At 61.3% G+C, this 13,270-nt stretch carries 14 protein-coding genes; 2 read left to right on the forward strand and 12 right to left on the reverse strand.

All coding sequences use genetic code 11. The annotated features are described in order from the left end of the window. Positions 1-74 precede the first annotated feature (74 nt). The 12 genes from IOC61_RS13885 to IOC61_RS13940 all read right to left on the reverse strand — a co-directional run bounded on the left by IOC61_RS13885 (position 75) and on the right by IOC61_RS13940 (position 11,160). Positions 75-1,817, reverse strand: a complete 1,743-nt coding sequence (locus tag IOC61_RS13885) for an ABC transporter substrate-binding protein (protein ID WP_195689349.1) — start codon at positions 1,815-1,817, stop codon at positions 75-77. Between the two features lie 57 nt (positions 1,818-1,874). Further along, positions 1,875-2,147 carry a DUF2160 domain-containing protein gene (locus IOC61_RS13890; RefSeq protein ID WP_195689350.1) on the reverse strand — a complete coding sequence of 91 codons (273 nt, stop codon included), beginning with the start codon at positions 2,145-2,147 and terminating at the stop codon, positions 1,875-1,877. Between the two features lie 12 nt (positions 2,148-2,159). After that, on the reverse strand, positions 2,160-3,053 hold the full coding sequence (locus IOC61_RS13895) for a carbohydrate ABC transporter permease (protein ID WP_229333153.1): 894 nt from the start codon (positions 3,051-3,053) through the stop codon (positions 2,160-2,162). 1 nt (position 3,054) lies between these two features. Further along, positions 3,055-3,936 (reverse strand): carbohydrate ABC transporter permease, encoded by an 882-nt coding sequence (locus IOC61_RS13900; RefSeq protein WP_195689351.1) that lies wholly within the window; start codon positions 3,934-3,936, stop codon positions 3,055-3,057. Then, entirely contained in the window at positions 3,929-5,029 is a 1,101-nt protein-coding gene (locus IOC61_RS13905) for an ABC transporter ATP-binding protein (RefSeq protein ID WP_195689352.1), read from the reverse strand. Before IOC61_RS13905 ends, IOC61_RS13900 begins: the two co-directional genes overlap by 8 nt. 1 nt (position 5,030) lies before the next feature. Continuing rightward, positions 5,031-6,119, reverse strand: a complete 1,089-nt coding sequence (locus tag IOC61_RS13910; RefSeq protein WP_195689353.1) for an ABC transporter ATP-binding protein — start codon at positions 6,117-6,119, stop codon at positions 5,031-5,033. A 402-nt stretch (positions 6,120-6,521) separates the two neighbouring features. Then, a complete protein-coding gene (gene upp / locus IOC61_RS13915; RefSeq protein WP_195689354.1) occupies positions 6,522-7,151 on the reverse strand; it encodes a uracil phosphoribosyltransferase in 630 nt (209 codons plus the stop codon). Between the two features lie 116 nt (positions 7,152-7,267). Then, entirely contained in the window at positions 7,268-7,966 is a 699-nt protein-coding gene (ung, locus tag IOC61_RS13920; RefSeq protein ID WP_195689355.1) for a uracil-DNA glycosylase, read from the reverse strand. Between the two features lie 17 nt (positions 7,967-7,983). Further along, positions 7,984-8,463 (reverse strand): xanthine phosphoribosyltransferase, encoded by a 480-nt coding sequence (gpt, locus tag IOC61_RS13925; RefSeq protein WP_132044831.1) that lies wholly within the window; start codon positions 8,461-8,463, stop codon positions 7,984-7,986. 4 nt (positions 8,464-8,467) lie between these two features. Then, positions 8,468-9,013, reverse strand: a complete 546-nt coding sequence (locus tag IOC61_RS13930; protein ID WP_132044833.1) for an adenine phosphoribosyltransferase — start codon at positions 9,011-9,013, stop codon at positions 8,468-8,470. A gap of 26 nt (positions 9,014-9,039) precedes the next feature. Then, entirely contained in the window at positions 9,040-10,341 is a 1,302-nt protein-coding gene (locus IOC61_RS13935; protein WP_195689356.1) for an NCS2 family permease, read from the reverse strand. A 186-nt stretch (positions 10,342-10,527) separates the two neighbouring features. Next, positions 10,528-11,160, reverse strand: a complete 633-nt coding sequence (locus IOC61_RS13940; RefSeq protein WP_195689357.1) for a riboflavin synthase subunit alpha — start codon at positions 11,158-11,160, stop codon at positions 10,528-10,530. Between the two features lie 386 nt (positions 11,161-11,546). Here IOC61_RS13940 and IOC61_RS13945 point away from each other — a divergent pair, with 386 nt between their 5' ends. After that, positions 11,547-12,608, forward strand: coding sequence for a methionine ABC transporter ATP-binding protein (locus tag IOC61_RS13945; protein WP_195689358.1), 1,062 nt, complete (start codon positions 11,547-11,549; stop codon positions 12,606-12,608). Continuing rightward, complete coding sequence (locus IOC61_RS13950) at positions 12,589-13,242, forward strand: methionine ABC transporter permease (protein ID WP_195689359.1); 654 nt, start codon at positions 12,589-12,591, stop codon at positions 13,240-13,242. Before IOC61_RS13945 ends, IOC61_RS13950 begins: the two co-directional genes overlap by 20 nt. Positions 13,243-13,270: the final 28 nt, after the last annotated feature.

Consider the following 13,270-nt stretch of genomic DNA (forward strand, 5'->3'; position numbering starts at 1 on the left):
GCAGTGACAGGGTGCCGGATGCCTCAGTCTAGGCCAGCGCAGGCGCAATACGCGTCAGGCGAATCCTCCCCTGGTCACTCGCGAGACCCCGCGGCCATCCAGGCCTCCATCATCTCGTCGTAAGGCACCGTCGTACCCTGTGGCATCTCGTTGTCGAGCTTCGCCTTGGGGGAACCTGGCTGGTCGAGCCAGTACTGCGGGTCCTGCTCGTCGTTGAGATTGGGAGCATAGGTCGTGAAGACCTTGGCTCGCGCCAGGCGGGCCATGATGCTATCGAGGTCACCTGCCAGGTTGTCGAGCGCCTCCTGCGGCGCGATATCACCGCTGACGGCCGGTGCCAGATTCTGCCACCACAACGGAGCCATGCGCGGATAATCCGGCACGTTGGTGGAAGAAGGTGTCCAGTTCGACTCATTCGGGCTGCGGTAGAACTCCACCAGACCACCGAGTCTGGGCGCCATCTCGGTCATCTGTTGCGAGAAGACATCCGACTCGCGGATTGGCGTGAGCCCCTCCATGAGTTTCTCCAGCGACACCGTCTTGGAGACGGTGAACTGAGCGAACAGCCAGGCCGCGGTGCGACGCTCCTCCGGTGTGGAGTCGAAGAACGTCCAGGAGCCCACATCCTGGTAACCTACCTTCATGCCCTCCTCCCAGTAGGGGCCGGTGGGCGACGGTGCCATGCGCCACTTGGGATTGCCCTCGTCATCGGTGACCGGCAGCCCCGGGTCCGTCATATCGGCAGTAAAGGCGGTGTACCAGAACATCTGCTGGGCGACATTGCCTTGAGCAGGCACCGGCCCTGCTTCACCAAAGGTCATGCCACTGGCTTCGGGAGGCGCGTACTTCTTGAGCCACTCCACCATCTTGGTCACGGCGAACACCGATGCCGGCGAGTTGGTGGCGCCTCCACGTGACACGCTGGCGCCGACCGGCTGGCTCTCCTCGTTGACGCGAATACCCCAGTCATCCACGGGATTGCCGAAGGGCACCCCGGGACTGCCCATGCCCGCCATGGAGAGCCAGGAGTCATGGAAGCGCCAGCCAAGCGATGGATCACGGCGCCCATAATCCATATGCCCATAGACCTTGGTACCGTCGATCTCACCGACATGCTCGGTAAAGAACTCGGCGATATCCTCGTAGGCGGTCCAGTTCGTCGGCACCCCCAGGTCATAGCCATAGATGTCACGGAACTGCGCCTGGAGGTCCTCCCGCTGGAACCAGTCATAGCGGAACCAGTAGAGGTTGGCGAACTGTTGCGTGGGTAGCTGGTAGATGCTGCCGTCTGGACCAGTGCCATACTGCAGGCCGATAAAGTCGTCCAGGTCCAGGGTCGGCAGAGTATAGTCGGCCCACTCATTCTGCATGGCATCGGAGATATTGATGGTGGTGCCGTAACGAATATGCGTCCCGATAGCGTCGGAGTCATTCACATAGGCATCGTAGATATTTCGCCCTGACTGCATCTGGGTCTGCATGTTATTGACCACATCACCCTCACCGATGATGTTATGGGTGACCTCGATACCCGTCAGTTCGCTGAATGCCTCGGCCAGTACATCCCGCTCGTAGATATGGGTGGTCAGGCCCTCGGCGACGGTGTTGATCTCCATGTCACGGAAGGGTTCGGCCGCCTTGGCGAACCACAGTAGCTCTTCGATCTGCTCCTCACGGGATAGCGTCGAGTTCTGGAAATGCTCATCGACAAGGCGTTCGGCAATGGCGCGTGCATCATGATCATCGGCATGCAAGGCCGTACTGGCCAGCGTGATGCTGGCAGCCAGAAGAGAGAGTCGCATTGTTATCGCTGTCATATTGACCTCTTTGGTTGTCGTCGTCCGTCCCTGGACACTCGGCTCCGTGCGTTTCTGTCAGCCCCAGCGCATCAGGATCAACACCCAGAGCACCGATGCTCCCAGAGCCAGCCAGATGCTGAAGGGGGTGAAGCCCACTACCATCAGATGAATATAGGCCGCCGATAGCAGCCCGATGAAGAGCCGATCTCCACGTGTGGTCGAAATGGGCAGGAACCCCTTCCGCTCCACCGTTGGAGAAATGACCTCCCAGGCCGTCATGCCCGCCAGCATGGCGGCAATCACGCTAAAGAAGATCGTCGTTGGCGTGGTCCAGACCATCCACTCCATGTTTCGCCCCTCTCAGGTCCGCCCCAGGGCGAAGCCCTTGGCAATATGGTTGCGAACGAAATAGACCACCACGATGCCCGGCACGATCGTCAGCGCACCGGCCGCCGCCAGAGCCCCCCAGTCGATGCCCGAGGCCCCTTTGGTCTGAGTCATTACCGAGGCAATGGGCTGAGCCCCGGTGGAGGTCAGCGTGCTGGCCAGCAGCAGCTCGACCCAGGAGAACATGAACAGGAAGAACAGGGTCACGCCGATACCCGAACTGATCATGGGGATGAAGATCTTCACGAAGAACGTTGGAAAGCTATAGCCATCGATAAAGGCCGTTTCGTCGATTTCCTTGGGCACCCCGCTCATGAAGCCCTCGAGAATCCATACCGCCAATGGAATATTGAACAGGCAATGGGCCAGTGCCACCGCAATATGGGTATCGAACAGCCCGACCGTGTAGTAGAGCTGGAAATAGGGCAACAGGAAAACGGCCGGTGGTGCCATCAGGTTAGTCAACAGCCAGAAGAAGAGATGCTTGTCGCCGATGAACCGGTACCGGCTGAAGGCATAGGCGGCTGGAAGCGCGACCGCAATGCTGATCAACATGTTCATCAACACATAGGTGATCGAGTTCACGTAGCCCATATACCAGCTGGATTCGGTCAGAATCTTGGCGTAATGCTCGATGGTGAAGTTGTCGGGCCACAGGGTCAGTCCACCCAGGATCTCGGTATTGGACTGAAAGGACATATTGAGTAGCCAGTAGATAGGCAGCAGAACAAAAATGATATAGGCGGTCATCAGTGCCCGACGGCGCCACTGGCGAGAGGCCGGACGCGCCTTGCGACGCCGACGGTTGTTGGCGGCCGCTGCCTGCTGGCGTACCGCATCCGGGGTGGTGGGCACTGAATCGCGCATATCATGCCTCCCTATTGTTATCATCTTTTTGCATATTCATGATCGCCGTATAGAACACCCAGGTGACCAGCAGGATGATCAGGAAATAGATCAGCGAGAACGCCGCCGACGGGCCCAGGTCCTGCTGTCCGATCGCCATGGTCGTCAACGACTGGCTCAGGAAGGTCGTGGAGCTGCCGGGGCCTCCCCCCGTAAGCACGAAGGGTTCGGCATAGATCATGAAGGAGTGCATGAAACGCAGCAGCACCCCTATCACCAGCACATTGGTAAGCTTGGGCAGCTGAATGTAGCGGAACACGGACCATTTCGAGGCACGGTCGATACGCGCCGCCTGGTAGTAGGCATCGGGGATAGAACGCAGACCGCTGTAGCAAAGCAGTGCGATCAGCGGCGTCCAGTGCCAGACATCCATCAGGATGATGGTCGCCCAGGCATCTACCGGGCTCGAGGTGATGTTGTAGCCATAGCCAAGCTCCCGCAGGCTCCAGCCCAGCAGGCCGATGTCCCCCCGCGAGAAAATCTGCCAGATGCTGCCGACCACGTTCCATGGAATCAGTAGTGGCATGGTCACCAGGATCAGCACGGCCGAGGCCTGCCATCCCTTCCTGGGCATTATCAGGGCGATACCGATTCCCAGTGGCACCTCGATGGCCAGCACGGTCAGCGAGAAGGCGAACTGACGCAACACGGCGGCCTGCAGCGCCGCATCATTGAGCATCTCCCTGAACCATTCGGTCCCCGTAAAGAAGCGGGTATTGGCGTCGAAGACGTCCTGTACCGAGTAGTTCACCACCGTCATCAGGGGAATAACGGCCGAAAAGGCCACCAGCAGGAGCATCGGCAGAATCAGCCACCAGGCGCGGTTGTTGTAAACCTTATTCATGGCCGACCTCCACGCGGTATTCATCGATGTAAAGGCCGAGTCGCTCATTGGGAAAACGCAGCCAGGCCTGGCCGGTCGGCGCAACCTGATCCTCTTCGATACGCGCCTTCAGCTCTATTTTCCCCAATGTCAGGTAGACGATCGAATAGGTCCCGAAGTCCTGAACGTGATTCACCCTCGCCTCCATCCCCCCCTCGACCCGCTCGGCATGCACCTCGATGAACTCCGGGCGAATACCAAGCCTGATGTTGGTGGACGTGGCATGGTCCACCGCATCATGGACGGCCTGCTCGACCGCCAGCTCGACGCTTCCGGCCATCACGTTCCCGCCCCTGGCCTCCACCTCCAGAAAGTTCATGCCAGGGCTGCCGATGAAGTAACCCACGAAGGTATGGTTAGGCCTCTCGAACAGCTCCCTTGGGGTTCCAAACTGCACGACCTGCCCCTCGTACATGACGGCGATCTTGTCGGCAAAGGTAGAGGCCTCGAGCTGGTCATGGGTCACGTAGACCATGGTGATCTCGAAACGCTGATGGATCTCCTTCAGCTTGCGACGCAGCTTCCACTTGAGCTGTGGGTCGATAACGGTGAGCGGCTCGTCGAAGAGGATGGCGGAGACATCTTCTCGCACAAGCCCCCTGCCCATGGAGACCTTCTGCTTTTCGTCCGCGGTAAGGTTCCTGGCCCTGCGCTTGAGCTGTGGCGTAAGCTCCAGCACCTCGGCGACCTCCATGACACGCTCATGGATACGCTGCGCCGGTGTCTTCACGTTGCGCAGTGGAAAGGCCAGGTTGTCGTAGACCGTCATGGTGTCGTAGACCACGGGAAACTGGAAAACCTGAGCGATATTGCGCGCCTCGGGAGGCAGGTCATTGACCACCTCCCCGTCGAAGAGAACCTCGCCGCTGGAGGGCTCCAGCAAGCCCGAAATAATATTGAGAAGCGTCGATTTTCCGCAGCCCGAAGGCCCCAGGAGGGCATAGGCGCCCCCCTGATGCCAAACATGGTCCATCTCGCGGATGGCGTAGTCCTCCGGCGAGCGAGGATCAGGAAGGTAGGTATGTGCCAGGGACTTCAAGGTGATCTCGGCCATGTCAGACTCCTCCCAGGTGGCTCGGTATATGCACCACCGCACCCTCATGATCGAATGCATAGATCTTGTGGGTAGGAAAATAGAGCGTCACGGGCGCATCGACACGAAACTCGTGAACCCCCTCGAGGTGCGCCGTCATGTGATACAGATCGTTGTGCACATGAAGAAACGTCTCGGACCCGCTGATCTCCGCCAGGTCGACTGTCATCTTCAGCTCGATATCACTCTCGGCTCGAGGCAGGAGAGAGATATGAGAGGCACGCACGCCAAAACGGTACTCCCCCGGGGCAAGACCGCGCAGATCATCATTGATGGGAAAATGCAGCGTCTTGTCGAAGGTCACCTCCCCGCCAGAGATTACCCCCTTCACGATATTGATCGGGGGCTCGGAAAACAGCTCTGCGGCCAGGATGTCACGTGGACGATGATAGACATCTTCTGTACGACCATACTGCACCAGGCGTCCTTCATGCAGGACAGCGGTATTGCCACCCAGAGCCAGGGCCTCCCCGGGCTCTGTCGTGGCATATACCGCGATACAGTTGCGCTCGCTGAACACCGCACGCAGCTCGTCGCGAAATTCCTCTCGGAGCTTGTAATCGAGGTTGACCAGCGGCTCATCGAAGAGCACCACATCGGCATCCTTCGCCAGCGCCCGCCCCATGGCGGTCCGTTGCTGCTGACCGCCGGAGAGCTCGAGAGGCAGGCGATCGAGAAGGTGCTCGATATGCAACATCTCGGCGACTTCCCGCACACGCCGATCGATCTCGGCGGTGGCGACCCTGGCCAGCCTGAGGGGAGAAGCGATATTGTCGTAGACGGTGAGGGTCGGGTAGTTGATGAACTGCTGATAGACCATCGAGACGTTACGCTTGCGAACAGAGCGCCCGGTCACGTCTTCGTCGTTCATCAGGATGCGACCCCGGGTAGGCGTATCCAGCCCGGCCATCAGCCGCATCAGTGTGGTCTTTCCCGCCAGCGTTCGTCCCAACAGGACATTGAGCGAGCCCGGCTGGAGCTCCAGGTTCACGCCCGAGATATGAGTGGCACCACCGATCACCTGATCGATGTTTTCTAAAATCAATGACATACAGATCTCGACCGTTCGTTGTTATCGATTGTTTTCAGTGTCTGCTGTATACAACGTAGCCGAAATTCGGTTTCAAACACAAATGTCACCAACCGAAAATGACGCCACCGAGCCATCGGTAGGCCGGGACGCACGAAGAACACTCTGTTAGTGCATGCTTTTTTTAATTACTAAACTTTCGTCCAATAGACGTTTAGAGGAGAAAAGGCGGGGCCGTCGATTCCGCGACATGATCGAAAACGAACATTTCGCAGCATCGAGAACTTTGCAACATCGAGAACTTCGCAGCATCGAGAATGTAGCGAAGCACAATAGGCGGGAAGCGACACACACGACGCCCGCTACCACAGACGGGTAACGGGGGTCGGCATCAGGGGTAACTCGGTAAAGACGTAAGGTCGTTCAACGAGTACCGAAGATCTTGTCTCCGGCATCGCCCAGCCCCGGGACGATATAGCCGTTCTCGTCGAGGCGCTCATCCACCCCGGCGGTATAGATCTCGATATCGGGGTAGGCGTCCTGTACCCGCTTGATGCCCTCGGGGGCGGCCACCAGCACGATCACCTTCATATGCTTGCAGCCCCGCTCCCGCAGCATGTCCAGAGTTGCCACCATGGTGCCGCCGGTGGCCAGCATGGGATCGATGACGATGGCCATGCGCTCGTCGAGCCCCTTGGCGAACTTGGCAAAATAGGGCACCGGCTCGAGGGTCTCCTCATCCCGATAGAGGCCTACCACGCTGATCCGGGCACTGGGAATCAGGTCGGTGACACCATCAAGCATGCCCAGCCCGGCACGCAGGATCGGCACGATGGTGACCTTCTTGCCCTTGAGCAGTTGAACCGGGATCTTCTCGCCACTCCAGCCATCGATATCCTGGATCTGAAGCTCCAGATCCTGGGTCGCCTCGTAGGTGAGCAACTTGGCCAGTTCGCCGGCCAGTTCACGAAAGCTCTTGGTGCTGATGCCGGCTTCACGCATCAGGCCCAGCTTGTGCTGGACCAGGGGGTGCTGGATGGCATGGACGCTCATGGGCGGAACCTCTCAGGTAGTACAGCGGGAGTAGCGGGTGGCGGAACCCGTCGACCTTGGTCGCATGGACCCGGGCGACAAATTGCGCGCCATTCTACTCGCATCCTGCGTTGAGGTTAAGGCGTACTCTCATCGATGCGCTCGGGCAGCTGCCAGTCGATGGGCTCACGACCGTGTTCGGCGAGAAACGCATTGGCCCGGGAGAAGTGATGGTTGCCGAAGAAGCCGCGGTAGGCCGAGAGCGGCGAAGGGTGTGGCGACTCCAGCACCAGATGGCGCGAGCGATCCACCAGCGCTCTCTTCTGACGGGCATGGCTGCCCCACAGCAGGAATACCGAGGGCTCGGCGTGGGCACTGACGGTCTCGATCGCACGGTCGGTGAAGGCCTCCCAGCCGCGTCCCCGATGCGAGCCGGCGCAGCCCTGCTCCACCGTCAACGAGGTGTTGAGCAACAGCACGCCCTGGCGCGCCCAGTGCTCCAGATTACCGTGGGACACGGGAGTGAAACCGACGTCTGCCTCGAGCTCCTTGTAGATATTGACAAGGGAGGGCGGCGTGCGCACGCCAGGCTTCACCGAGAAGCACAGTCCATGAGCCTGGGCGGGGCCGTGATAGGGGTCCTGGCCGAGGATCACGACCTTGACCCTCTCCAGCGGTGTCAGCTCGAAGGCTCGAAACCACTCCGAGGAGTGCGGGTAGATCACCTTCCTGGCCGCCTTCTCGGCGGCCAGAAATTCGCGCAGCGCCTGCATGTAGGGCGCCTGAAACTCCTCCTCGAGCCACTGCCGCCAGCTGGCGGGTAACGGTGCAGCCATCCCCGGCCCTCCTCGCCTTAGCGCTTGACCTGATCGACCAGCGGCTCGACATAGGCCACACCCATATCCCATGGGAACTGGATCCAGCACTCCTGAGCCACCTCGGTCAGATACTGGTCGACCAGGGGCTTGCCCTCGGGCTTGGCGTAGACGGTCACGAAGTGCGCACGCGGCAGCATCTCGCGCACCTTGCGTGCGGTCTTGCCGGTATCCACCAGATCATCGACCAGCAGCCAGCCGTCGCCGTCATGGTCGACCCCCTTCAGGACATCGAGTCCGCCCTGTTCCATATGGTCATAGCTCTTGATACAGACGGTGTCGATCACGCGAACATTGAGTTCGCGGGCAATCAGCGCCGCGGGAATCAGGCCGCCGCGCGTGATGGCGATGACTCCCTTGAAGTCGCGCTCCACCAGGCGGCGGCAGAGCTCGCGCACGTCGCGGTGCAGCTGATCCCAGGAGACGGTGAAGTGTTGGTGGTAGCGGTTGGTGCTCATGACGTTACTCGTCCTCGGTGAAGGAGCAGACGGCGAAGACGCTGTACTTGGCCTCGCGGATGCGCTGCGACCCACCGAGATCAGGCAGATCGACGATGGTGGCGGTCTCCACCACCTGGCCACCGCTGCGGCTGATCAGCTTGGCCGCGGCCAGCATGGTACCGCCGGTGGCGATCAGGTCATCGACGATCAGGATGCGATCACCGCTCTGAAAGGCGTCGGAGTGCAGCTCCACCTCGGCCTCGCCGTACTCCAGGGTATAGGTCTCGCTGATGGTACGAAACGGCAGCTTGCCCTTCTTGCGCACCGGCACGAAGCTGCATCCCAGCTCATAGGCCAGCGGTGCACCGACGATGAAACCGCGTGCATCGATGGCCGCCACGGCATCGATATCCATCTCCTGGTAGCGATGCACGAAACTGTCGATCAGTTTGCGAAAGGCCGCACTGTTCTGCAGCAGCGGGGTGATATCGCGGAAGTTCACCCCTGGGTTGGGCCAGTCGGGAACGGTGCGAATGACGGACTTGATATAGTCGCCGTAGATGCTCATGACGGTTCTCGGTAGTGAGTGTTCGTTCAGTCGAGGAACAGGAACTTGGCGGCAAACAGCAGGGCCAGCACGATCACCGCGGGGTTGAGATCGCGGAAGCGGCCCGACAGCGCCTTGATGGCAACGAAGCTGATGAAGCCCAGCGCAATCCCTTCCGCGATGGAGAAGGTCAGCGGCATGGCCAGGGCCGCGATCAACACCGGCGCGGCATCCGTGGGATCATCCCAGTTGGCGTGAGCCAGGCTGCTGGCCATCAACACCGCCACATAGAGCAGTGCGCCGGCGGTGGCATAGGCCGGGATGGAGCCCGCCAGCGGGGCGAAAAACAGGCTGATCAGGAACAGCACGGCCACCACCACGGCGGTGAGGCCGGTGCGCCCGCCCGAGACGATGCCGGCGGTGGACTCCACATAACTGGTGGTGGTGGAAGTGCCCAGCACGGAGCCGGCCATGGAGGCCGTACTGTCGGCCATCATGGCACGACCGATGCGCGGCAGCTTGCCCTCCTTGTCCAGCAGCCCCCCCTTGTGGGCCACGCCGATCAGGGTGCCGGAGGTGTCGAAGAGGTCGACGAACAGGAAGGCGAAGATCACGCTGAGCATGGCGATATCCAGCGCCCCGGCCAGGTCCAGCGCCATGAAGGTGGGCAGGATGGAGGGCGGCATGGACATCAGGCCGCCATACTCGTTATGCCCCAGCAGCATGGAGAGCACGGTGATACCGAGGATGCCGATCATCACCGCGCCGGTGACCCGCATGTAGGAGAGCGCGGTTATCACGAAGAAGCCCAGCAAGGCATATAGTGCCGAGGGCTCGGAAAGGTCCCCCACCGACACGTAGGTGGCCGGATTGGCGACCACGATGCCGGCATTCTTCATGGCGATCATCGCCAGGAACAGGCCGATACCGGCCGCGATGCCAAGACGCAGCGAGAGCGGAATCGAGTTGATGATCCACTCACGCACCCGGAAGATGCTGAGCAGCAGGAAGATGAACCCCGAGAAGAACACCGCCCCCAGGGCCGCCTCCCAGGTGTAGCCCATGCCGAGCACCACACCGTAGGTAAAGAAGGCGTTGAGCCCCATGCCCGGCGCCTGGGCGATGGGGTAGTTGGCCCACAATCCCATCACCAGACAGCCCAGTGCCGCGGCCAGGCAGGTCGCCACGAAGACCGCACCATAGTCCATCCCAGCCTCGGAGAGGATGCTGGGGTTGACGAAGATGATGTAGGCCATCGTCAGGAAGGTGGTGATCCCCGCGATGACCTCGGTCTTGATGCTAGTGCCGTGCTCGGCTAGCTTGAAATGCTTGTCTATCAGGCTCTTCATGGGGCTCGTTCCTGCGCGCGTGGACGGTATGAGAGTTCCCCGGGGGGCGGGAAAAGCGGCACATAGTACCCAAAGCCCTCCGTTGATGCGAGGCGACCGCCTATTCGGCGGTCTTCAATCCTGCACTCTGTATAAGCAACTCATGGACCAATCGCCAGTCCGTCCACCAACGCCCTCTCGACGTCGCTACTGGGTCGCCCTGGTCGCCAGCACCCGCTCGACCGTCTCGACGATCGCCTGGGTCTGGGGATCGATCTCGATATTGACCCGGTCACCCGGCACACGCTCCCCCAGGATGGTGCGCTGCAGGGTCTCGGGAATCAGGTCGACGCAGAAGCGTGGCCCCTGCCCGCCGGTGGCCTGGCGTACCTCGCCGATGGTGAGGCTCGCCCCATCCACACCGATATAGCCCTTGTCGAACAGGAAGCGTCCCAGGGCATGCGGCAGCTCGAACCATAGCCGACGGTTGTTGGGCGCCTCATCGAGCTCGACCAGCTCGGCCTGCGCCATGATATGTCCCGACATCGCGTGGCCACCGATCTCGTCGCCGAAGCGCGCGGCCCGCTCGATATTGACGCGATCCCCCACCGCCAGGGTGCCGAGATTGGTGACCCGCAGCGTCTCGCGCATCAGATCGAAGCTCACCCCCTCCTCGGCGATGGCGGTTACCGTCAGGCAGACCCCGTTATGGGCCACCGAGGCGCCGATCTCCAGCCCACTGCGCAGCGCTTCCGGCAGCAGGACGACATGGGTTCGGAAGGCCTCGGCCTCCTGGATGGCCACCACCTCGGCGGTGCCCTGCACGATGCCAGTGAACATGGCGTCTCCTTGGCTGCTGGCGCCCCCGGACCGGGGCGGAAAGAGGCATGAGTGTAGGAAATTCTCCCCCTCCCCGTCCATCGCCGTGCAGTTCCACAATATCCACTGGAAAACAGGTCATCGACAAAGCATGTTATGGCGCAAGGCGCCATCCAGCAGGAAGCCATGCGGCAGGATTGACAGGTCCCCGGCCGACCCCTATCCTTGCCGGCTACATTGAATGGCGCCGATTTGAACCCGGCTTGCGGGCGCCCGCGGCATGACTCGATCAAGCCGTGAAGTGCAGCTAAAAGGGTGTGTCCAGCGTTGATGGCCACCCGCCAGGGTGGCCTTTTTTTTGCCCCCATCCTGCACCGCCCGCCTCGGCGCCCCCAGCGGTGGCATCCATGATCCGACTCCACAACGTTTCCAAGACCTACCAGCTCAAGGGACGCCGTGATGGCGTCGCCCGAAGCGTCCAGGCACTCAAGCAGGTCGACTTCCACGTGCCTGCGGGCCAGATCCATGGTGTGATCGGCCTCTCCGGGGCCGGCAAGTCGACGCTGATCCGCTGCGTCAACCTTCTCGAGCGCCCCACCACAGGCACCGTCACCGTCGATGGGCGGGAGCTCACCGGCCTGTCGCGCCAGGCGCTCAATCAGGCGCGGCACGGCATGGGCATGATCTTTCAGCACTTCAACCTGCTGACCAATCGCACGGTCTTCGCCAACGTCGCCCTGCCCCTGGAGCTGATGGGCATGCCGCGGGCCGAGATCCGCAGCCGCGTTACCCCCCTGCTGGAGCTGGTCGGCCTCGCCGACAAGGCCAGCCAGTACCCGGCCCAGCTCTCCGGCGGCCAGAAGCAGCGTGTGGCCATTGCTCGCGCGCTGGCCAGCCGCCCCAAGGTACTGCTTTGCGACGAGGCGACCTCGGCCCTCGACCCCCAGACCACCGGTTCGATCCTCGCCCTGCTGCGCGATATCAACCAGCAGCTCGGCCTGACCATCCTGCTGATTACCCATGAGATGGAGGTGGTCAAATCGATCTGCCATCGCGTCAGCCTGATCTCCGACGGCGAGCTGGTGGAAGAGGCCGAGGTGGGCGACTTCTTCACCTCACCGAACACGCGTCTAGGACGTGAGTTCCTCAATGACTTTCTCAAGCTGGAGCCTCCCCGCGCCCTCATCGAGCGCCTCGAGGAGTCACCGGGTCCGCACACTCATCCGGTGGTGCGACTGGCCTTCCGTGGCGATGCCGTGGCCGCACCGCTGGTATCGCGTCTGGCCAGGGAGTGCGGCGTCGACGTCAGCATCCTTCAGGCCAAGGTGGAGTCGATCCAGGAGCGCACCCTGGGCCTGATGATCGCCGAACTCATGGGTCCCGCGGCCAAGACCCGCGAGGCCCTCGACTATCTCGAATCCCACGACCTGCAGGTGGAGGTGCTCGGCCATGTCCAGCGCGATGCTTGAACTGATTCTCAAGGCAACACTCGACACCCTCTATATGGTGGGCATCTCGGGGGTGATCTCGGCTCTGGCGGGCATCCCGCTGGGAGTGCTGCTCTATGTCACCCGTCCTGGCCAGGTGCTGGCCCAGCCGGTGCTCAATAATGCACTGGGCATCATCACCAATATCGGCCGCTCCATCCCCTTTATCATTCTGATGGTGGCGATCATCCCCTTCACGCGCATGCTCGTTGGCACCTCCATCGGCACCAACGCCGCCGCGGTGCCACTGACCATCGCCGCCATCCCCTTTATCGCACGCCTGGTGGAGGGTGCGCTCAACGAGATCAATCCGGGCCTGGTCGAGGCCGCCCAGTCGATGGGCGCCACCCCCTGGCAGATCATCCACAAGGTACTGCTGCCGGAGGCCAGGGGCGGCATCTTCACCGCCCTTACCGTTACTATCGTGACCCTGGTGAGCTACTCGGCCATGGCCGGTGCCGTCGGCGGCGGCGGCCTGGGCGACCTGGGGATCCGCTACGGCTACAATCGCTTCAACCCCACCATCATGCTGATTACCGTGGCGATCCTGGTCGTCATGGTGCAGGGCTTTCAGAGCCTGGGGGATTATCTGGTGCGCAAGAGTGATCACAAATAGCCAAAAGCTATTTAAATCTTTATTCTTA

Source organism: Halomonas sp. KAO (genome assembly GCF_015595025.1).
GTDB lineage: Bacteria > Pseudomonadota > Gammaproteobacteria > Pseudomonadales > Halomonadaceae > Halomonas.

What these genes read in the sequence shown, in the direction of transcription:
- IOC61_RS13885 (WP_195689349.1), bottom strand. Translation starts at nt 1,817, where the DNA reads ATGACAGCGATAACAATGCGACTCTCTCTTCTGGCTGCCAGCATCACG.
- IOC61_RS13890 (WP_195689350.1), bottom strand. Translation starts at nt 2,147, where the DNA reads ATGGAGTGGATGGTCTGGACCACGCCAACGACGATCTTCTTTAGCGTG.
- IOC61_RS13895 (WP_229333153.1), bottom strand. Translation starts at nt 3,053, where the DNA reads ATGCGCGATTCAGTGCCCACCACCCCGGATGCGGTACGCCAGCAGGCA.
- IOC61_RS13900 (WP_195689351.1), bottom strand. Translation starts at nt 3,936, where the DNA reads ATGAATAAGGTTTACAACAACCGCGCCTGGTGGCTGATTCTGCCGATG.
- IOC61_RS13905 (WP_195689352.1), bottom strand. Translation starts at nt 5,029, where the DNA reads ATGGCCGAGATCACCTTGAAGTCCCTGGCACATACCTACCTTCCTGAT.
- IOC61_RS13910 (WP_195689353.1), bottom strand. Translation starts at nt 6,119, where the DNA reads ATGTCATTGATTTTAGAAAACATCGATCAGGTGATCGGTGGTGCCACT.
- upp (WP_195689354.1), bottom strand. Translation starts at nt 7,151, where the DNA reads ATGAGCGTCCATGCCATCCAGCACCCCCTGGTCCAGCACAAGCTGGGC.
- ung (WP_195689355.1), bottom strand. Translation starts at nt 7,966, where the DNA reads ATGGCTGCACCGTTACCCGCCAGCTGGCGGCAGTGGCTCGAGGAGGAG.
- gpt (WP_132044831.1), bottom strand. Translation starts at nt 8,463, where the DNA reads ATGAGCACCAACCGCTACCACCAACACTTCACCGTCTCCTGGGATCAG.
- IOC61_RS13930 (WP_132044833.1), bottom strand. Translation starts at nt 9,013, where the DNA reads ATGAGCATCTACGGCGACTATATCAAGTCCGTCATTCGCACCGTTCCC.
- IOC61_RS13935 (WP_195689356.1), bottom strand. Translation starts at nt 10,341, where the DNA reads ATGAAGAGCCTGATAGACAAGCATTTCAAGCTAGCCGAGCACGGCACT.
- IOC61_RS13940 (WP_195689357.1), bottom strand. Translation starts at nt 11,160, where the DNA reads ATGTTCACTGGCATCGTGCAGGGCACCGCCGAGGTGGTGGCCATCCAG.
- IOC61_RS13945 (WP_195689358.1), top strand. Translation starts at nt 11,547, where the DNA reads ATGATCCGACTCCACAACGTTTCCAAGACCTACCAGCTCAAGGGACGC.
- IOC61_RS13950 (WP_195689359.1), top strand. Translation starts at nt 12,589, where the DNA reads ATGTCCAGCGCGATGCTTGAACTGATTCTCAAGGCAACACTCGACACC.